The sequence below is a fragment of the Streptomyces sp. R818 genome (assembly GCF_056172735.1).
The window spans coordinates 153504-172776 of the sequence record NZ_JAOCNE010000011.1 but is presented as its reverse complement, the minus strand read 5'-3'; the positions used below and the strand labels follow the sequence as shown (position 1 = coordinate 172776).

At 71.5% G+C, this 19273-nt stretch carries 16 protein-coding genes and 1 pseudogene; 8 read left to right on the top strand and 9 right to left on the bottom strand.

The window, feature by feature from the left end:
* Positions 1-10: 10 nt before the first annotated feature.
* The 7 genes from N5I75_RS25560 to N5I75_RS25530 all read right to left on the bottom strand — a co-directional run bounded on the left by N5I75_RS25560 (position 11) and on the right by N5I75_RS25530 (position 7473).
* Complete coding sequence (locus N5I75_RS25560) at positions 11-1027, bottom strand: ABC transporter permease (protein WP_476680998.1); 1017 nt, start codon at positions 1025-1027, stop codon at positions 11-13.
* 64 nt (positions 1028-1091) lie between these two features.
* The gene (locus N5I75_RS25555) at positions 1092-2639 is read right to left on the bottom strand and encodes a sugar ABC transporter ATP-binding protein (protein WP_476680997.1); all 1548 of its coding nucleotides are present in this window, start codon (positions 2637-2639) and stop codon (positions 1092-1094) included.
* Between the two features lie 129 nt (positions 2640-2768).
* Positions 2769-3950, bottom strand: coding sequence for an ROK family transcriptional regulator (locus tag N5I75_RS25550; RefSeq protein ID WP_476680995.1), 1182 nt, complete (start codon positions 3948-3950; stop codon positions 2769-2771).
* Positions 3951-4104: 154 nt separating this feature from the next.
* Positions 4105-4782 (bottom strand): GntR family transcriptional regulator, encoded by a 678-nt coding sequence (locus tag N5I75_RS25545; protein ID WP_476680993.1) that lies wholly within the window; start codon positions 4780-4782, stop codon positions 4105-4107.
* Between the two features lie 128 nt (positions 4783-4910).
* Positions 4911-5858 (bottom strand): beta-ketoacyl-ACP synthase III, encoded by a 948-nt coding sequence (locus N5I75_RS25540; RefSeq protein WP_476680991.1) that lies wholly within the window; start codon positions 5856-5858, stop codon positions 4911-4913.
* Positions 5859-5987: 129 nt separating this feature from the next.
* Positions 5988-6140, bottom strand: a complete 153-nt coding sequence (locus tag N5I75_RS25535) for an MFS transporter small subunit (protein ID WP_476680989.1) — start codon at positions 6138-6140, stop codon at positions 5988-5990.
* On the bottom strand, positions 6100-7473 hold the full coding sequence (locus N5I75_RS25530) for an OFA family MFS transporter (protein ID WP_476680987.1): 1374 nt from the start codon (positions 7471-7473) through the stop codon (positions 6100-6102). Before N5I75_RS25530 ends, N5I75_RS25535 begins: the two co-directional genes overlap by 41 nt.
* Before the next feature lie 168 nt (positions 7474-7641).
* Between N5I75_RS25530 and N5I75_RS25525 the strand changes: the two genes are divergently transcribed.
* Genes N5I75_RS25525 through fdhD form a run of 5 tightly spaced genes read left to right on the top strand, consistent with a single transcriptional unit; the run spans position 7642 to position 14165 of the window.
* The gene (locus N5I75_RS25525) at positions 7642-8622 is read left to right on the top strand and encodes a 2-dehydropantoate 2-reductase (protein ID WP_476680985.1); all 981 of its coding nucleotides are present in this window, start codon (positions 7642-7644) and stop codon (positions 8620-8622) included.
* On the top strand, positions 8619-10550 hold the full coding sequence (locus tag N5I75_RS25520; protein ID WP_476680983.1) for a molybdopterin oxidoreductase family protein: 1932 nt from the start codon (positions 8619-8621) through the stop codon (positions 10548-10550). Before N5I75_RS25525 ends, N5I75_RS25520 begins: the two co-directional genes overlap by 4 nt.
* Positions 10551-10598: 48 nt before the next feature.
* Positions 10599-12437 carry an NADH-ubiquinone oxidoreductase-F iron-sulfur binding region domain-containing protein gene (locus tag N5I75_RS25515; RefSeq protein WP_476680981.1) on the top strand — a complete coding sequence of 613 codons (1839 nt, stop codon included), beginning with the start codon at positions 10599-10601 and terminating at the stop codon, positions 12435-12437.
* Positions 12434-13294, top strand: a complete 861-nt coding sequence (locus tag N5I75_RS25510) for a 2Fe-2S iron-sulfur cluster-binding protein (protein ID WP_476680979.1) — start codon at positions 12434-12436, stop codon at positions 13292-13294. The genes N5I75_RS25515 and N5I75_RS25510 overlap by 4 nt, the downstream gene beginning before the upstream one ends.
* Before the next feature lie 7 nt (positions 13295-13301).
* Positions 13302-14165, top strand: coding sequence for a formate dehydrogenase accessory sulfurtransferase FdhD (gene fdhD / locus N5I75_RS25505; RefSeq protein WP_476680977.1), 864 nt, complete (start codon positions 13302-13304; stop codon positions 14163-14165).
* A 67-nt stretch (positions 14166-14232) separates the two neighbouring features.
* On the opposite strand, the gene N5I75_RS25500 is transcribed toward fdhD, so the two are convergent.
* Positions 14233-14685 (bottom strand): MarR family winged helix-turn-helix transcriptional regulator, encoded by a 453-nt coding sequence (locus N5I75_RS25500; protein WP_476681278.1) that lies wholly within the window; start codon positions 14683-14685, stop codon positions 14233-14235.
* Between the two features lie 145 nt (positions 14686-14830).
* Here N5I75_RS25500 and N5I75_RS25495 point away from each other — a divergent pair, with 145 nt between their 5' ends.
* From N5I75_RS25495 to N5I75_RS25485, 3 genes and pseudogenes are all read left to right on the top strand, one after another.
* Positions 14831-15754 (top strand): quinone oxidoreductase family protein, encoded by a 924-nt coding sequence (locus N5I75_RS25495; RefSeq protein ID WP_476680975.1) that lies wholly within the window; start codon positions 14831-14833, stop codon positions 15752-15754.
* Between the two features lie 195 nt (positions 15755-15949).
* Positions 15950-17755, top strand: coding sequence for an exo-alpha-sialidase (locus N5I75_RS25490; protein ID WP_476680973.1), 1806 nt, complete (start codon positions 15950-15952; stop codon positions 17753-17755).
* Between the two features lie 177 nt (positions 17756-17932).
* Positions 17933-19131: pseudogene (locus N5I75_RS25485) on the top strand (hypothetical protein).
* Here N5I75_RS25485 and N5I75_RS25480 read toward each other — a convergent pair.
* Positions 19076-19273: bile acid:sodium symporter (locus tag N5I75_RS25480; protein ID WP_476680971.1), on the bottom strand; the 198-nt coding region annotated here is incomplete at its 5' end. The pseudogene N5I75_RS25485 and the gene N5I75_RS25480 sit on opposite strands and share 56 nt — an antisense overlap.

Below are 19273 nucleotides of genomic sequence, written 5' to 3'. Positions count from 1 at the left end.
GTGCGGAACGTCAGGAATGCGTGTTCGCTGTACGTCGCTGGACCAGGACCGCCGCGACGATGATCGCGCCCTTGGCGATCTCCTGGACGTCGCTCTGGAGGTTGTTCAGCGCGAAGATGTTGGTGATCGTGGTGAAGATCAGGACACCGAGGACGGAGCCGACGATGGTGCCGCGGCCGCCGGTGAGGAGCGTGCCGCCGATGATCGCGGCGGCGATGGCGTCGAGCTCGTACAGGTTGCCGTTGGTGTTCTGGCCGGATCCGGCGAGCACGATGAGCAGGAACGCGGCGATGCCGCAGCACAGGCCGGAGAGCAGGTAGAGGTAGAGCCGCTGGCGGCGTACGTCGATGCCGGCGAGGCGGGCGGCTTCGGCGTTGCCGCCGACGGCGACCGAGCGGCGGCCGAAGGTGGTGCGGTTGAGCACCAGCCAGCCGACGATCGTGACCGCGGCGAAGACGAGGACGAGCGGTGGGATGCCGAGGACGTAGGCGTCGCGCTCACCGAGCTTCAGCACGCTGTCGACGGTGACGACCTGGGTCTTGCCGTCGGTGATCTGCTCGGCGAGGCCGCGCCCGGAGGCGAGCATCGCGAGGGTGGCGATGAAGGGGACCATGCCGCCGTACGCGATCAGGACACCGTTGACGAGGCCGCAGCCGACACCGACGACGACCGCGGTGAACAGGATGCCGATGAACCCGTACTCCTGGGTGGCGACCGTGGTCGCCCAGCAGCTGGCGAGCGCGACGATCGCGCCCACGGAGAGGTCGATGCCGCCGGAGATGATCACGAAGGTCATGCCGACGGTGACGACGCCGATGACGGACCCCTGGGTGAGGATCAGCTGGACGTTGTCGGTGTCCAGGAACGAGTCGGGCTGGGTGACGCCGCCGACGATGATCAGCGCGGCGAGGACGCCGAGCAGGGACAGCGTCCGTACGTCGAGGCGCAGGGTCTTCAGGGCGCTGGGGTGCGAGGCCGGCGCGGTCTTGGGCTCCGCCGGGCGGGCGGGTGAGGCGGGCTGCGTCATGGCGCCGGGGTCCCTTCTGGTCGGGGTCGTCTGTTCAGCGGGGCGGCTGCGGCGGCGCACTGCTTCATGCCGCGCTGTCTTCCGGGCTGCCTTCCATCACCAGGTCCAGGACCCGGTGTTCGGTCAGTTCCGTCGCCGGGGCCTCGTGGACGACGCGGCCCTCGCGCAGGACCAGGACGCGGTCGGCGAGGCCGAGCACCTCGGGGACCTCGCTGGAGACCATGAGCACGGCGAGGCCCTCGTCGGCGAGGCGGCGGATGACCGCGTACAGCTCGGCGCGGGCGCCGACGTCGACGCCGCGGGTCGGCTCGTCCAGGAGCAGCACCTTGCAGCCGCGAAGCAGCCAGCGGGCCAGGACGGCCTTCTGCTGGTTGCCGCCGGAGAGGGTGCGGACGGGGACGGCCGGGTTGTCGGGGCGCAGGGAGAGTTCACGGGTGACCTTGTGCGCGGCCTCGTTCTCACGGCCCCGGTCGACCCAGCCCCCGTACGAGAAGCGGGACATGGAGGAGACGGAGACGTTGCGGGTGACGGACTCCAGCATCAGGAGGCCCTGCGCCTTGCGCTCCTCGGGGGCGAGGCCGAGGCCCGCGCGGACCGCCGCCCGCACACTTCCCGGCCGCAGGGCGCGGCCCTCGACCATGACCTGACCGGTCGTCGGTTTGCGGGCGCCATAGATCGTCTCCAGGATCTCGGAGCGGCCGGAGCCGACGAGTCCCGCGAGGCCGACGATCTCACCGGGGCGCAGGGTGAGGTCGAGTGGCTCGAACTCGCCCTCACGAGAGAGGTTCTCGGCGCGCAGAACCGGTTCTGCAGAAGCGGCGGAACCGGTCCCGTACGACGGGCGGTCCGGGAAGACGTACTCGACGTTGCGGCCCGTCATCAGCGCCACCACGTCCCGCGTCGGGGTGTCCTTGGCGGGGAGTCCGCCGGCCACGGCGCGGCCGTCCTTGAGGACGGTGACGCGGTCGCCGATGCGGCGGATCTCCTCCAGGCGGTGCGAGATGTAGACGACGGCGACGCCGTCGGCGGTGAGGCTCGCGACGATGCGGAAGAGGTTGTCGACCTCGTCGGGGTCGAGCGCGGCGGACGGCTCGTCCATCACGATGAGGCGTACGTCGTGGGAGAGGGCGCGGGCCATCGAGACGATCTGCTGCCCGGCGGCGGAGAGGTCGCCCACGAGGGTGCCCGGGTCGATCTCCCCGTGTCCAAGCCGCTTGAGCAGTGCGGCTGTTGCCGCCTTGGCGTCCTTGCCGCGTACGACGAATCCGGCCGAGGTCGGTTCGTGTCCGAGGAAGACGTTCTCGGCCACCGACAGGCCTTCCACGAGGTCGAGTTCCTGGTAGATGGTGGCGATGCCGAGGCGCATCGCGGCGATCGGCGAGCGCAGGGTGACGTGCTCGGAGCGCCAGGTGATGGAGCCCTCGTCGGGCTGGTGGGCGCCGGCGAGGACCTTGATGAGCGTGGACTTGCCCGCACCGTTCTGGCCGAGGAGGCAGTGCACCTCACCCGCCTGGACCTCTAGGTCCACGCCGTCGAGGGCGCGGACGCCGGGGAACGACTTGGTGATGCCGGACATCGTGAGCAGCGGTGGTTCTGGTGCCGAAAGTGCCATGGCGGTTCCCCTAGCAGCGGGTGCGGGCCGGTTTCAGGGCAGGGCAGAGCAGGGCGCTGTGCTGAGTGACGTGGTTGATGAATACGTGTGAGTACGTGTGAGTACCTGTGAGACGTGTCTAACGGGGTGTTACGCGGGTGAGAACAGGTGGTCGCTGATGAGGCGGGCGCCGCCGATGACTCCGGCGGCCTGGCCCAGCTCACCCAGGACGATGGGCAGATTGCCGGTCGCGAGGGGCAGCGACTGGCGGTAGACCTGGGTGCGCAGGGCGGCGAGGAGCGTGTGGCCGAGGCCGGTGACACCGCCGCCGATGACGACCAGGCCCGGGTTGAAGAAGGAGACGAGGGACGCGATGACCTGACCGGTGCGGTTGCCGCCGTCGCGGATGAGGTCGAGGGCGGTGCCGTCCCCGGCCGCGGCGGCCACCGCGACGTCGGCGGCGCTGAGCTTTCCCGCCGATTCCAGGAGCCCGGCGAGCTCGGGCGAGCGGCCGTCCCGGGCGGCCTCCTCGGCGTCGCGGGCGAGCGCCGCGCCGCTGAAGTAGGCCTCCAGGCAGCCCTTGTTGCCGCAGGCGCACTGTCTGCCGTCGGGCTCGACCTGGATGTGGCCGATGTCGCCGGCCGATCCGGTCGTGCCCCGGTAGACCTCGCCGCCGACGACGATGCCGCAGCCGATACCGGTGCCGATCTTGACGCAGAGGAAGTCGCGCGCGGAACGGGCGACGCCCGCGTGCTGCTCCCCCACGGCCATCAGGTTCACGTCGTTGTCGACCATGACCGGGCAGCCGAGGTCCTGGCTGAGCGCCTCGCGGACCGGGAAGCCGTCCCAGCCCGGCATGATCGGCGGGGCGACCGGCACACCTTCGGGGAAGCGGACCGGGCCCGGCACGCCGATGCCCGCTCCGTCGAACCCCTCGGCGAGTCCGGACGCCTTCAGCTTCGCTGCCATGGCGAGCACTTGCTCGAAGACCGCGACCGGTCCTTCGCGCACGTCCATGGGCTGGGTGATGTGCCCGAGCACTTCCAGCTCGGCGTTGGTGACCGCGACGTCGACCGAGGTCGCGCCGATGTCGACGCCGAGGAAGCGGAGTTCGGGGGCGAGCCGGATGTTGTGGGACCGGCGGCCGCCGCGCGAGGCGGCGAGTCCGTCGGCGACCACGAGTCCGGTCTCCAGGAGGCGGTCCACCTCGACCGCCAGCTTGGAGCGGGACAGGTCGATCTGGTCGCCGAGCTGAGCGCGGGAGTTGGGCCCTCCGTCACGCAGCAGTCGCAACAGGCGCGCCTGATGCGCGTTCGCGGGTCGAGCCGTCATGCGTCTCACGTGCCCCTCCCCGCCTCTTCGGGCTCCGGTACTTCCGCCGTTCTTTCGATGGGGAACGTAGCAGTGCCTGCCGGGTGTGGGAAGAAGTTGCGCAGGAATTACCCATGACTTTCTCCAGTCACAGGACAAAGATGGGGCCGAACACTCAGCCCTGATCGCGATGGTGGTACGTCTCCCGGGTGTGCTCCGTGTGGGCCCGCATCACGGCCGTCGCCCGGGCCTCGTCGCGGTCCGAGATCGCCGCGATGAGTGCGCGGTGCTCGATCCAGGACTGCTTGCCGCGCCGGCGGGCGACCGGCTGGTAGTACCAGCGGACGCGGGCGTCGACCTGCCCGGCGAGTTCGGCCAGGACCACGTTGCCCGCGAGCTCCATGATCTTGCGGTGGAACTCGGCGTTGGCCTCGACGACCAGGTCCACGTCCCCGTCGGCGACGGCCTGCTCACCCTTGGCGCAGAGCTCCTCCAGGGCGGTGATGCCGGTCCTGCCCGCGTTGGCGGCGGCGAGCCGGGCGGCCTCGGCCTCAAGGAGCGTACGGACGGTGAGGAGTTGGTCGGCCTCCTCCTCCGTCGGCTCGTGCACGAACGCGCCCTGCGCCGGACGCAGGTCCACCCACCCCTCGGTGTTGAGGCGCTGGAGCGCCTCGCGCACCGGCTGGCGCGAGACCCCGAGATGCCCGGCCAGCTCGCTCTCGACGAGGTGCTGGCCCGGCTGGAGGGCGCGGGTCGTGATCAGCGAGAGCAGCGCCTCGTAGACCCGCTCGCGCAGCGGACCGGGGCGTTCGAGCTTGGGCACCGCCCCCTGCGGCAGTCCTGTGGACAACATCGCGGTCCCCCTCGTGGGCTTCGGTCCTCGCGGCTGCGATTGTCTTTGGAATACAGTTTACCGAGCACAATCACCACCACCAGGGGCCGTTGGCCTCGTCACATCCCGAGGCAGCGCGCCTGACGGCCTCAGGGGCAGCGCACGACCTGCCCCGCGTACGAGAGGTTGCCGCCGAAGCCGAAGAGGAGCGCCGGCACCCCGCTGGGCAGCTCGCCGCGCTCGATCAGCTTGGAGAGCGCCATCGGCACGCTCGCGGCGGAGGTGTTGCCGGACTCGACGACGTCCCGGGCGACGACCGCGTTCACCGCCCCGATCTTCTCGGCGAGGGGTTCGATGATGCGCAGGTTGGCCTGGTGCAGGACGACCGCGGCCAGGTCGGCCGGGGCGAGCCCCGCCTTCTCGCAGGCCTCCCGGGCGAGCGGCGGCAACTGCCGCGTCGCCCAGCGGTAGACGGACTGGCCCTCCTGGGCGAAGCGCGCGGGCTCGCCCTCGATCCGTACGGCGTTGCCCATCTCCGGGACCGAGCCCCACAGGACGGGGCCGATGCCGGGCTCCTCGCCGTCGGCGCAGGGCTCGATCACCACGGCGCCCGCGCCGTCGCCGACGAGGACGCAGGTGGAACGGTCGCTCCAGTCGGTGACGGCGGACATCTTGTCGGCGCCGATGACGAGGGCGCGGGTGGCGGCCCCCGCGCGCAGGGTGTGGTCGGCGGTGGCGAGGGCGTGGGTGAACCCGGCGCAGACGACGTTCAGGTCGAGCGCGGCCGGGGAGGGGACGCCGAGCCGATGGGCGACGCGGGCCGCCATGTTCGGGGAGCGGTCGACGGCCGTGGACGTGGCGACGACGACGAGGTCGATCGCGTCGGCGGTCAGGCCCGCGGCGGCCAGCGCCTTGGCGGCGGCGTGCGCGGCCAGCTCGTCGACCGGCTCGTCGGGCCCGGCGATGTGCCGGGTGCGGATGCCGACGCGGGAGCGGATCCACTCGTCGTCGGTGTCGACCATGCCCGCCAGATCCTCGTTCGTGAGGACTCTGGCGGGCTGATAGTGGCCGATGCCGACGATGCGCGAACCGTTCATGGTGGTCCCCTCGTATAGCTGGCCCGCCCCTGTGCGGGGCGCGGACGTCCAAGTCTGTTCAGTGACCGGTGAGTACGAGGTGACGTATACAACAGGATTGCGGTGTCTCGGTTGGAGACTTCCAACCGATCAGCCTGTGAACAGCTGTGTGGCCTTTTGCACCAGTTCGTACAGTCCGTAGGCGAGCGGCGCGCCCACCCAGAGCCAGGCGAAGGCGATGAGGCCGCGACGGCTAGGCGGACTACTGGCGGTCGCTGTCGTGCTCGCGGTCGGCGGTGTCATCGGAGGACTCCCTGGGAGCGGCGGGGGTGGGGACGGCGGAGGCGGGGACGTGGTGGCGGGCGTGGACGGGACGGATCAGCTCGTTGGCGACGAAGCCGACGACGAGCAGCCCGATCATGATGACGAAGGAGACGCCGTAGAGGGACGGGCCGTGCTTGCCCGCGCTCTCCTGGCTGTCGGAGACCCAGTTGACGATGAGCGGGCCGAGGACGCCGGCGAGCGACCAGGCCGTGAGCAGCCGGCCGTGGATGGCGCCGACCTGGTAGGTGCCGAACAGGTCCTTCAGATAGGCGGGCGCGGTCGCGAAGCCGCCTCCGTAGAAGGAGAGGATCACGAGCGCGCAGAGGACGAAGAGGGGTTTCGAGGCGTCGCCGTAGAGGGCGATGAGGAGGTACATCAGGGCGCCCACGCCGAGGTAGAGGCGGTAGACGTTCTTGCGGCCCATGAGGTCGGAGGCGGAGGACCAGCCGATGCGGCCCGCCATGTTGGCGGCGGAGAGCAGCGCGACGAAACCGGCCGCCGCGCTCGCCGTCACCGGCGTGCTGGAGTCCTTGAAGAAGTCGGTGATCATCGGTGCGGCTTTTTCGAGGATGCCGATGCCCGCGGTGACGTTCATGCAGAGGACGAGCCAGAGGCACCAGAACTGGGGGGTGCGGATGGCCTGTTTCGCCGATACCTGCGGGCCGGTGGGGACTTCTCGCGCGGTCCCCCGCGCCCCTGGCCGGGACTCCTTGCCCGGCACCCTGACCAGCAGCACGCCCAGCGTCATGAAGACCGCGTAGACCAGGCCGTGCACGAGGAACGCCAGCGCGATGCCGTCACTGTCCGTGCCGAAGCTGTCCAGCATCTCCGCGCTCCACGGCGACGCGATGAGCGCGCCGCCGCCGAAGCCCATGATCGCGATGCCGGTGGCCATGCCGGGGCGGTCGGGGAACCACTTGATCAGGGTGGAGACCGGGGAGATGTAGCCGATGCCGAGTCCGATGCCGCCGACGAAGCCGTAGCCGAGCACGATCAGCCAGTACTGCTCGGTGGCGGCGCCGAGGGCGGAGAGCAGGAAGCCCGAGGAGAAGCAGACGAGGGCGACGGTCATCGCCCAGCGCGGGCCGTTGCGTTCGACGAGCGTGCCGCCGAACGCGGCGGACAGGCCGAGCATCACGATGCCGAGCTGGAACGGCAGCGCGCTCTGCGTGCCGCTCAGGCCGAGGGCGGATTCGAGGGGTGGTTTGAAGACGCTCCAGGCGTAGGCCTGGCCGATGGAGAGATGGACCGAGAGGGCGGCGGGCGGTACGAGCCAGCGGCTCCAGCCGGGGGGTGCGACGGGGGGCCTCATGATCGAGAACGGTAGGCAGGGGCGCGGGCGTTGGGAAGAGCCCGGTGTGTGAAGCCTTGTCGACCCACCTTCCATACTGTAGACAATATTCCGTCGGCAGTTCATGCAGTCCGCTCCCGGACTCCGCTTCGCACCCTCGACCGGACCTCGACCGGACGGAGCACGCCAGTGAAAGTCGCAGTCCTCGGCGCCGGAGCGATCGGCGCCTACGTCGGAGCCGCGCTGCACCGCGCCGGCGCCGACGTCCATCTCGTCGCCCGTGGACCGCACCTGGCGGCCATGAGGCAGCGCGGTGTACGGGTCCTCAGCGCGCGCGGCGACTTCACCGCGCGGGCCCACGCCACCGACGACCCGGCCGAGATCGGCCCCGTCGACTATGTCTTCCTCGGCCTGAAGGCGACCTCGTACGCGGCGTGCGGGCCGCTGATCGAGCCCCTCCTCCACGGCCGTACGGCGGTGGTCGCGGCGCAGAACGGCATCCCCTGGTGGTACTTCCACGGGCACGGCGGCCCGCACGACGGCCACCGGCTCGAGAGCGTCGACCCGGGCGGCGCCGTGAGCGCCGTCCTCGCGCCGGAACGGGCCGTCGGCTGTGTCGTCTACGCGGCTACGGAGCTGTCGGCGCCCGGCGTCGTCCGCCACCTGGAGGGGACGCGGTTCTCCGTCGGGGAGCCGGACCGGTCGGTGTCCCCGCGCTGCGCCGCGTTCAGCGAGGCGATGCGGGCGGGCGGTCTGAAGTGCCCCGTCGAGCCGGACCTGCGCGCCGACATCTGGATCAAGCTGATCGGCAACATCTCCTTCAACCCGATCAGCGCCCTGGTGCGGGCGACGATGGGGCAGATGTGCCGGCACGGCGGGACCCGGCGCGTCATCGAGATCATGATGGCCGAGACGCTCGCCGTCGCCGCCTCGCTCGGCTGCACGCCCGACATCTCCGTGCAGCGCCGCCTCGCCGGTGCCGAGCGGGTCGGCGACCACCGCACCTCCACGCTCCAGGACCTGGAGCGCGGAAAGCCCCTGGAGCTGGACGTGCTGCTGGCCGCGGTGGTGGAGCTCGCGGACATCACGGGCGTCGAGGTGCCCACCCTGCGCACCGTGCACGCGCTCACGGACCTGCTCGCCGACGGTATGAGGAGGGACGCCGCGTGAGGACCAGGAAACCCCGGCGAACGTACACCCGGCTCACCCACCCCCTCGTGCGCGAGACACCCGGCGACCGCACGTCACCGTTCCGGCGGGCCACCTGGGACGAGGCGCTGGCCCTCGCGGCCGACGGCTTCCGGCACACCCGCGAGACACATGGCCCGGACGCCTTCGCGATGCTGTCCTGCGCCCGCGCCACCAACGAGATGAACTTCGTGGCGCAGAAGTTCACCCGTGTCGTCATGGGCACCAACAACGTGGACTCCTGCAACCGTACGTGTCACGCGCCGAGCGTCGCCGGCTTGTCGGCGGTGTTCGGCTCGGGCGGCGGCACCTCCTCGTACGAGGAGGTCGAGCACACCGACCTCATCGTGATGTGGGGCTCCAACGCCCGCTACGCGCACCCGATCTTCTTCCAGCACGTGCTGCGGGGGATCAGGAACGGGGCGCGGATGTACGCCGTCGACCCGCGCCGCACCTCGACCGCCGAGTGGGCGGAGAGCTGGCTCGGCCTCAACGTCGGCACCGACATCCCGCTCGCGCACGCCGTCGCCCGGGAGATCATCGCGGCCGGTCTGTACAACAAGGCGTTCGTGGAGCGGGCGACCACCGGGTTCGAGGAGTTCAGGGCGCTCGTCGAACCGTGGACCCTGTCGCTCGCGGAGAAGGTGACCGGCGTGCCCGCCGCCGCGATCCGCGGCCTCGCGCACGCCTACGCACGGGCCGAACGCGCGCAACTGTGCTGGACGTTGGGGATCACCGAGCACCACAACGGCACCGACAACGTCCGCGCCCTCATCAACCTGTCCCTGTTGACCGGGCACGTCGGCCGGTACGGCGCCGGGGTGCAGCCGCTGCGCGGGCAGAACAACGTGCAGGGCGGCGGCGACATGGGCGCCATCCCCAACCGGCTCCCCGGCTTCCAGGACCTCCTCGACGACGGGCACCGGACCAAGTTCGAGCAGGCGTGGGAGACGGTGATCCCGGCGCGGTACGGGATGACGCTCACCGACATGTTCGAGGCGATGGAGCACGGGCGGCTGCGCGCCGTGTACTGCATCGGCGAGAACCCGGCGCAGTCGGAGGCCGACAGCGAGCAGGCCGTGCGCAGACTCACCGCCCTCGACCACCTCGTCGTCCAGGACATCTTCCTGACCAGGACCGCAGAACTGGCCGACGTCGTCCTGCCCGCGACCGCCGCCTGGGCGGAGACCGAGGGCACGACCACCAACAGCGAGCGCCGCGTCCAGCGCGTACGGGCCGCGCTCACCCCGCCCGGCGAGGCCCGCGAGGACATCGACATCCTCTGCGACCTGGCCGGACGCCTCGGCCACGACTGGAAGTACGCGGACGCCGAGGCCGTCTGGAACGAGCTGCGCGCCCTGTCCCCCGACCACTTCGGCATGACGTACGAACGTCTGGCGCTCCACCAGGGGTTGCAGTGGCCCTGCCCCGACGTGGACGAACTGCCCTCCTCCTATCTGCACGGGCGGCTGTGGGACACCGATCCGGAACGGCGCGGGCGGCGGGCGCCGTTCGGGCTCGTCGAGCACGACCCGCCGGTCGACCTCACCGACGAGGCGTACCCGATCCGGCTGACCACCGGGCGCCGCCTCGACTCGTACAACACCGGGGTACAGAGCGGCGGTTTCGCGTCGCCGCTGCGCCGCGGCGAGTACGTCGAGCTGTGCCCGGAGGACGCCGAGCGGTACGGGGTGGCGGTCGGGGAGGAGGTACGTGTCTCCTCGCGGCGCGGGGTGGTCACCGCGCCGGTCTGGGTCGATCCCGGGCTGCGGCCCGGCCTCGCCTTCATGACCATGCACTTCCCCGACGAGGTGGACACCAACGCGCTGACGATCGAGGCGAACTGCCCGATCGCCGGGACGGCGGAGTTCAAGGCGTCGGCGATACGTATCGAGAAGCTGGACGTGTGAGCGGTGGCCCGAGCGGTCGCGTAAGTGGTGGGAAGGGGCTGGGGGCACGTGGATCTGCGCTTCGGTGACAGCGAACCCACGGACGAGGAGCGGGAGGCCGTCGACGCGTTGCTCGGGCCGCCCGAGTCCGCGTGGGAAGGGGCCGGTGACCGGTCCGACGCGGATCTGCGGTGGGCGCGGGGTGGGCAAGCCCTTGTGCGCGAGCGGCGGGATCTGTTGTTGCCGGGGTTGCATGCGGTCCATGACCGGGTCGGGTGGATCAGCCCCGGGGCGCTTGACTATCTGTGCCGGCGGCTGACCGTGCCGCCCGCCGAGGCGTATGGGGTGGCCACGTTCTACTCCATGTTCTCTCTGCGGGAGCGGGGGGCGGCGGTTCTGCATGTGTGTACGGATCTGGCGTGTGCGCGGGTTTCGGGGCCGGATGTGTGTGGGGCTGCGCAGGAGCGGTTCGGGCCTGATGTGTGTGTCGCCGAGTCGGCGTGTCTGGGGTTGTGCGAGCGGGCGCCCGCGGCGTTGCTGACGCGGGCGGGATCATCTGCGTCGGCCGAGCCGGTCGCACTGTCACGGGGCTCCGCCCCGAACCCCGCTCCTCAAACGCCGGAGAGGCTGGGATTGCCGGTCGCGCTGTCACCGGGCTCCGCCCCGAACCCCGCTCCTCAAGCGCCGGAGGGGCTGCTTCTGCTCAGCCGTGTCGGAGTCGTCGATCCCGGCTCCCTCGACTCCTATCGTGCCGCCGGTGGGTACGCCGCCCTTCGGCGTGCCTTCGCCGTCGGGCCCGCCGCCGTCATCAAGGAGGTGACGGACGCGGGGCTCGTCGGGCGTGGCGGGGCCGCGTTCCCCACCGGGCGGAAATGGCAGGGCACCGCCGCGCAGCCCGATCAGCCGCACTACCTCGTCTGCAACGCCGACGAGTCCGAGCCCGGCACCTTCAAGGACCGGGTGCTGATGGAGGGTGACCCGTACGCGCTGGTCGAGGCCATGACCATCGCGGCGTACGCGGTCGGGGCCTGGCACGGATACCTCTATCTGCGCGGCGAGTACCCGCTCGCGCTCGCCCGGATGAGCCATGCCGTGGAGGAGGCGCGGGCGCGCGGGTTCCTCGGGGCGGACATCCTCGGGCAGGGGTTCTCGTTCGACATCGAGATCCGACGCGGCGCGGGCGCCTACATCTGCGGTGAAGAGACCGCCCTGTTCAACTCCATCGAGGGGTACCGGGGCGAGCCGCGCTCGAAGCCGCCGTTCCCCGCCGAGAAGGGGCTTTTCGGCAAACCGACCGCCGCCAACAACGTCGAGACGCTGGTCAACGTGCTGCCCATCCTGACCATCGGCGCGGAGGCGTACGCGGCCATCGGCACCGGGCAGTCGACGGGGCCCAAGCTGTTCTGCGTCTCCGGTGCCGTGGACCGACCCGGGGTCTACGAGCTGCCCTTCGGCGCCACCCTCGGCGATCTGCTCGCCCTCGCCGGGACCCCGAACCCGCTGCGCGCGATCCTGCTCGGCGGCGCCGCCGGCGGCTTCGTGCGCCCCGACGAGCTGGACATCCCGCTCACCTTCGAGGGCACCCGCGCCGCCGGGACCACACTCGGCTCCGGGGTGGTCATGGCCCTCGACGACGCGGTGCCGCTCCCCCGCGTACTGCTGCGCATCGCCCAGTTCTTCCGCGAGGAGTCGTGCGGGCAGTGCGTGCCCTGCCGGGTCGGGACGGTGCGGCAGCAGGAGGCGCTGCACCGGATCGCCGAGAAGAGGGGCATCGCCGCCGACGACGACATCGCCCTGCTGCGCGAGGTGGGCCGGACCATGAAGGACGCCTCGATCTGCGGTCTCGGCCAGACCGCGTGGAACGCCATCGAGTCCGCCATCGACCGCCTGGGGGTCTACGCGTCATGACCGTCATCGAGCTGGGTGTCCCGCGCCGCCTCCTGGAGTTCACCATCGACGGCGAGCCGGTGCGCGCGCCCGAGGGGTCGACGCTCCTCGACGCCTGCCGCGCCGCCGGGAAGGACATACCGACCCTGTGCCAGGGAGACACCCTGACGCCGAAGAACGCGTGCCGGGTGTGTGTCGTGGAAGTGGAAGGGGCGCGCACGCTCGTGCCCGCCTGCTCCCGGAAGGCCGAGCCGGGGATGGCGGTGCGCACCGACACCGAGCGGACCCGGCACAGCCGCAAGGTCGTCATCGAACTCCTCGCGTCGTCGGTCGATCTGTCGACGACTCCGCAGGTCGCCACATGGATCGAGGAGTACGGTGCGAAGCCCGACCGGTTCGGTCCGGACGCCGAGCGGCTCGGCGATGAACCCCGTGTCGACAACGACCTCTACGTCCGCGACTACGGCAAATGCATCCTCTGCTACAAGTGTGTCGACGCCTGCGGCGACCAGTGGCAGAACACCTTCGCCATCTCGGTCGCCGGGCGCGGATTCGACGCACGTATCGCGGTGGAGCAGGACGCGCCGCTCACCGACTCGGCCTGTGTGTACTGCGGCAACTGCATCGAGGTGTGTCCGACGGGCGCGTTGTCGTTCAAGTCGGAGTTCGACATGCGTGCGGCGGGTACCTGGAACGAGTCGGCACAGTCGGAGACCGTGACGGTGTGCGCCTACTGCGGAGTCGGCTGCAACCTCACGCTCCATGTGCAGGACAATGAGATCGTGAAGGTCACGTCGCCGCACGACAATCCGGTGACGCACGGCAACCTCTGCATCAAGGGCCGCTTCGGCTACCAGCACGTACAGAACCGGGACTGATCAGGACATGGGACGAGCCACCGAACGGCGCAAGGTGCTCCGCATCCGGGACGGGCGCGTCTCGACCCGGCCGGACACCCTCGTCGCCGAGGAACCCCTGGAGATCCGGCTGAACGGGAAGCCGCTCGCCATCACCATGCGCACCCCGGGCGACGACTTCGCGCTCGCGGCGGGGTTCCTGGTCAGCGAGGGCGTGCTCGGCGCCGCCGACGACCTGCTGAACATCGTGTACTGCGCGGGCGCCACGGCGGACGGCTCCAACACGTACAACGTGGTCGACGTGCGGACCACGCCCGGGGTCGTCCTGCCCGACATCACCCTTGAGCGCAACGTCTACACCACCTCCTCCTGCGGGCTGTGCGGCAAGGCGAGCCTCGACGCGGTGCGCACCACGGCCCGCTTCCCGATCGCCGACACTCCCCCGCTGCGGCTCACCCCCGAGCTGCTCTCCTCGCTCCCCGACCGGCTGCGCGAGGCGCAGCGCGTCTTCGACCGGACGGGTGGGCTGCACGCGGCGGCCCTCTTCGACGAGGAGGGGAAGCTCGTCGACATACGGGAGGACGTGGGGCGGCACAACGCGGTGGACAAGCTGGTCGGGCGCGCGCTGCAGAGCGGGGACCTGCCGTTGTCGCGGTCGGTGCTGATGGTCTCCGGGCGGGCCTCGTTCGAGCTGGCGCAGAAGGCCGTCATGGCGGGCATCCCGGTGCTCGCGGCGGTGTCGGCGCCGTCGTCGCTCGCCGTCGACCTCGCCGCCGAGACCGGCCTCACCCTGATCGGCTTCCTGCGGGGCGCCTCCATGAACGTGTACGCGGGTGAGGAGCGGCTCGCGCTGCAGGAGGCGGCGACGGCCGTCTCGCCGCGGCAGGGCTGACCCCGCCCCGCGGCACGGCGGCGGGGCCCCGGACCGGCGGGGAGCGCCCCCTGCGCCGGCCGGGCCCCTACGCCGACCCACCCGGCAGCACGCCGGACACCCGGCGCACCATGTCGAGAAACATCCCCCGCTCGTCCGCGGTGAGCGGTGCGAGCAGTTCGTCGTTGGCGGCGCGCGCCGCCTGGGCACACGTGTCGACCATACGTGTGCCGTCCGCGGTGATCGTGACGGCGTTCTTGCGCCGGTCACGGGGGTCGGGCGTGCGCTCGACGAGACCCGCCGCCTGAAGGTCGTTCAGGACGCCGACCATGTCCTTCGGGTCGAGCTGCACACTCCGCACGAGATCCGCCTGCGCGACCGGTTCCAGATCGGCGACCGCGCTGAGCACCACGTGGTGCCACATCTTCAGCCCCTGCCCGGCCAGAGCCTCCGCGACCAGCGCCCGGCCGCGCGCGGCGGCCCGGCCGAGAAGCCAGCTCGGCAGGTCACGGATGGTACTCGGAGCGACGGCGCGCGGCATCGGCGGCGTGCTGTTGCTGTTGCTGCTGCTCATGGACAGAGCGTACCCACAATCGTTGGACTTCCCAATGAACAAAGGGCTACCGTTGGAGCTCCCAACGGTTTCGCGCGTCGAGAGACGGCAGACGTAAGGCGGTGGCACACATATGCGTCGAGTCCGGTACACCCGCAGCGGAGGCCCCGAGGTCCTGTTCCTGGAGGAGGCACCCGTCCCCGAGCCCGGCCCCGGCGAGCTGCTCGTGCGCGCCGAGGCGGTCGGGGTCACCCTGCCCGTCGTCCGCAAGGTGCGCGAGGACCGGGAGCCGATCGCGCTGGGCGGCGAGATCGCGGGCGAGGTGGTGGCCCTTGGTGAGGGCGTGACGACGTACGCCGTCGGCGACCGCGTCACGGGCCTGGTCCTCGGTCACGGTTACGCCGACTACGCGCTGCTGCACACCGCGATGGCCTCCCCCGTGCCGGACGCCGCGAGCCCGGTCGACGCGGTGGCGCTCGTCCGCAGCGGGCTCGTCGCCTACGGCGCGCTCCGGGCGGCGCGGCCCGGGCCGGGCGAGGGCGCGCTCGTGACGGCGGCGGCGAGCGGTGTCGGCCATCTGGCCCTGCAACTGGCCCGTCTGGAGGGCGCGTCCCGGGTGGTGGCCGCCGTCTCCGACAGGGGGAAGGCCGACTTCGCGCGCGGGCTCGGAGCCGACGCCGTCGTCGGCTACGACGCCCGGAGCTGGGGCGAACCGGTGGACTACGTCCTCGACGCGGTCGGCGGCGACGTGCTGCCGCGCGCGGTCGCCGCCCTCGCCCCGCACGGCCGCGTCGTGGCGTACAGCTCGGGCGGCGGGACCGTCGCCGCGTACGACCTGCTCGTCGGGGCCAAGTCGGTGATCGGGTTCCAGCTGGGCCTCATCGCGCGAGGGTGTCCGGAGACGTACGAGAAGTGGCGCGAGGAGTTGTGGCGGCTGTTCCTGACGGGGGCTCTGAAACCGGTGGTGCACGGCGAGTACGGGCTGGAGGAGGCGGGGCGGGCGCACGCGGTGATCGAGGGGCGGGCCAATCTCGGGAAGGTGGTGCTGATCCCCTGATTCTCCTGCCCCCTCCTGCGGGAGAACGACGTGGTGCGCGCTTCTTGTGGGGTGTCGGGGCACGCCAGTAGCGTCTGTGCCGCATACGTTGGACGTGGGATGTCTGGTTCATAGCCATATGTCGGTATGACCTGAAGGGTGGGTCGCGTCATGCGACGTAACTCCGTGCGCGCACGTCTGAGATCTCTGAGATCCATGGTGGCGGCCTCGATCGCCTCCATAGCTGTCGCCGCAGCGCTCCCGGCCGTCGCCGCGACGGCGGCCGAGCCCCAACCCCCGTTCGAGCAACAGGTGTTGTTCAGGGCGTCGCAGGACCCCGGCTACGCCTGCTACCGCATCCCTGCCGTCGTGCGGACGGTCAAGGGCACCCTTCTCGCCTTCGCCGAGGGGCGCACACACGACTGCACCGACGCCGGTGACATAGACATCGTCGTCAAACGGTCCGATGACGGCGGCCGTACGTGGTCGCCGCTCCAGGTCGTCAACGAGGGCGCCGGCGACACCCACGGCAACCCGGCCCCGGTCGTCGACCGGCAGACCGGCCGCATCCTCCTCGCCGAGACCTGGAACACGGGCCTTCCGAACGGCGGGAACTGCCCCGTGCCGTGCGACCGCACCCCGCACCTCCAGTACAGCGACGACGACGGCCGCTCGTGGTCCGCGCCGCGCGATCTGAGCGACGAGCTGCTGCCGCCCGAGTACAACTCCTGGTACGCGACCGGGCCCGTGCACGGCATCCAGCTCACCAAGGGCCGCCACCGCGGCCGCCTCGTCTTCACCGTCAACGCCGAGACGTGGGACGGCAGCCGCGTCACCGCCAACCACGCCACCCTGATGGTCAGCGACGACCACGGCGAGCACTGGCGGATCGGCGCGAAGGACACATGGCCGATACCGCCGGAGGGCACATGGCGCCAGAAGCCGTCCGAGATGACGCTCGCCGAACTCCCCGACGGCACGGTCTACGTCAGCGGGCGCGAGCAGGACGGCACCGACCTCGGGCACCGTACGCACACGGTGAGCCGGGACGGCGGGAACTCCTTCGCCCGCCCCTTCACCGCGATCCCGGACCTGTACGCGCCGCAGGTGCAGTGCTCGATCCTGCCCGTCGGCAAGGGCGGCAGGCAGCTGCTGCTCGGCTGCCCCGGCGACCCGGACCGGCGCCGCACCATGACGATCCGGTCCTCCTACGACGGCGGACGCACCTGGGACAGCTTCGACCGCTCCACCGTCGTGACGACGGACTGGTCGGGCTACTCGGACCTGGTGCAGGCCGACCGGGACCATGTGGGCCTGATGTACGAGGGCGGCGCCGTCGACGCCCGCGACGAGATCCGCTTCGCCCGGTTCACGCTCGACTGGCTGAAGGAGCGGCGCGGGCCCGATCCGACGACGCTCGACCTCGCGCCGGGCGCGCGGCCGGCGGCCGTCCTCGGCGGGGCATCGGTGACCGACGACGGGGCGGTCGGGCGGGCGCTCACGTTCGACGGGGTCGACGACGCGGTGCGGCTGCCGTTCCGGCGGTCACTGCCCCTGGGCGAGCGGGACTTCACCGCCTCCGTGCGGTTCCGGTACACCGCCACCAGCGGGGAGCAGCCGTTCCTGTGGATGGGCGGCATCGGGACGACGCAGCCGCAGGTGTGGCTGCGGGGCGAGCCCGCGTCGCACCGGATCACCGGGTTGATCACCGCACGCGAGGGGGCCGGTGCTCCGCGGACCGTGTCGGTCAGCAGTTCCTCCGCGTACAACGACGGAGCTTGGCATCAGGTCGAACTCCGGCGCGCTGGCGGGGAGTTGACCCTCAGTGTCGACGGTGACGTGGTGAAGAGCGCCGTCGACGTTCCTGGGTCCGTCAGCCGGAACTCGCCGTTCGGGGTGCATGTGGGGCAGCGGATGGACAGCCGGGCGTTCTTCTCGGGGGCGCTCGATGATGTCCGGGTCACCTCCGGTGGGCGGCCGGTTCTCTGGCTGCCGCTGGATCGGGTGCGCTCGGGGGGTTAGCGTCGCGGGGCGTGGGGCGTGCGGAATCGCTGGCCGCTCGCGGTCTGTTCCGGCTGGTCGCGCAGTTCCCCGCGCCTCTGAGGGGGCTGGTGGTCTGGATCGTGTCGGCCCGGGGAGCTAGCGTCGCAGACCGTGGGGGGCCGTGAGGGATCGTTGGCGTCTCGCGGCCGGTGGGGGCTGGTCGCGCAGTTCCCCGCGCCCCTGATCGGGCTGGTCCTCGTTCTTGTCTGCGGGTTCGTGGTGTGGGTTGCCCTCGTCGGTCGTGATGAGGGCGGCTTGTCGTGCGGCTCCCGATCCGTCACCGGCTGGGAGGCCGATGACGAGCTGACCGGGCGGTGGGCGCGGTACGGGACGACAACTCCCTCGGCGACGACTGGACCGGTGGGGACGGGACGCACTCCGTGGCCCTGCCCGACGGGCGGGTGCTGTGGCTGTTCTCCGACACGTATCTCGGGGCCGTGCGTCCGCCGCCCAACCCCGTCGGGCAGAACTACTCCTGGCGGGACGCGGACGCGCCGATGGTGCGCAACTCCGCCGTGGTCATGGGGCGTTCGGGGCGGATCGAGCGGACCCTCGCCGCGCCGCTGTTCCCCGACACGGGGGCCGGTGAGTGGCGGTGGCCCGTCGCCGCGCGGGTGGAGCCGCGGTCGCCGGGGGCCGAGGAGGACGTCGTACGGGTGCTGCTCTGGACGCGGACCGCCGGGACCGGGCCGTACATCTACGGGGTGCCCACGGCCACCGAGGTCGCCACCCTCACCCTGCCCGACCTGCGGCTCGACTCCCTCACGCAGGTGCTCGACCAGCGGCAGGTGCCCGATCCCGCCCGGCGCGTGCTGTACGGGACGACCATGGTCGACGACGGGGCCTTCACGTATGTGTTCGGCGGTGACGACGGGCAGGCTCCGGTGCGCCGTGCCTACGTGGCCCGCGTCGAGCGCGGGCAACTCGGCTCACCGCAGGACTGGGAGTACTGGGACGGTGAACGCTGGCGGGCCGGGGCGCGGGCGGCGCCCGTACTCGGGGACGGTCGGCGGCGCGGGGTGGGCAGCGCGTTCGGGGTGGTGCGGGACGCGGGGACGTACGTCCTGTTCACCATGGCGGCGGGCACTGCGGGACTGACCACCGTCACCTCGTACTGGTCCTGCTCCCCCACCGGGCCCTGGCACGGGCCCGCGAAGGGGTTCGCGCCGCCGCTGCCGGACGGGACGGTCGCCGCCTACAACCCGCAGGTGCACCAGGCCGTGAGCGGGGGCGGGCGGCTCGTGCTCAGCTACGACGTCAACTGGCTGGACGCCGCGCCCGCCACCGCGCAGGCGCACCTCAGCCGGAACGTGGCGCTGTACCGGCCGCGGTTCGTGACGCTCCGGCTGGGGTGAGCGGCCGCTCGTCGTGCGGCTCCTCCGGGTCCTTCGCGCGGCGCTTGGCGATCACCGCGCACACCATCAGCTGCATCTGGTGGAAGAGCATCAGCGGCAGGACCGCGAGCGAGGCGTGCGCGCCGAACAGCACGCTCGCCAT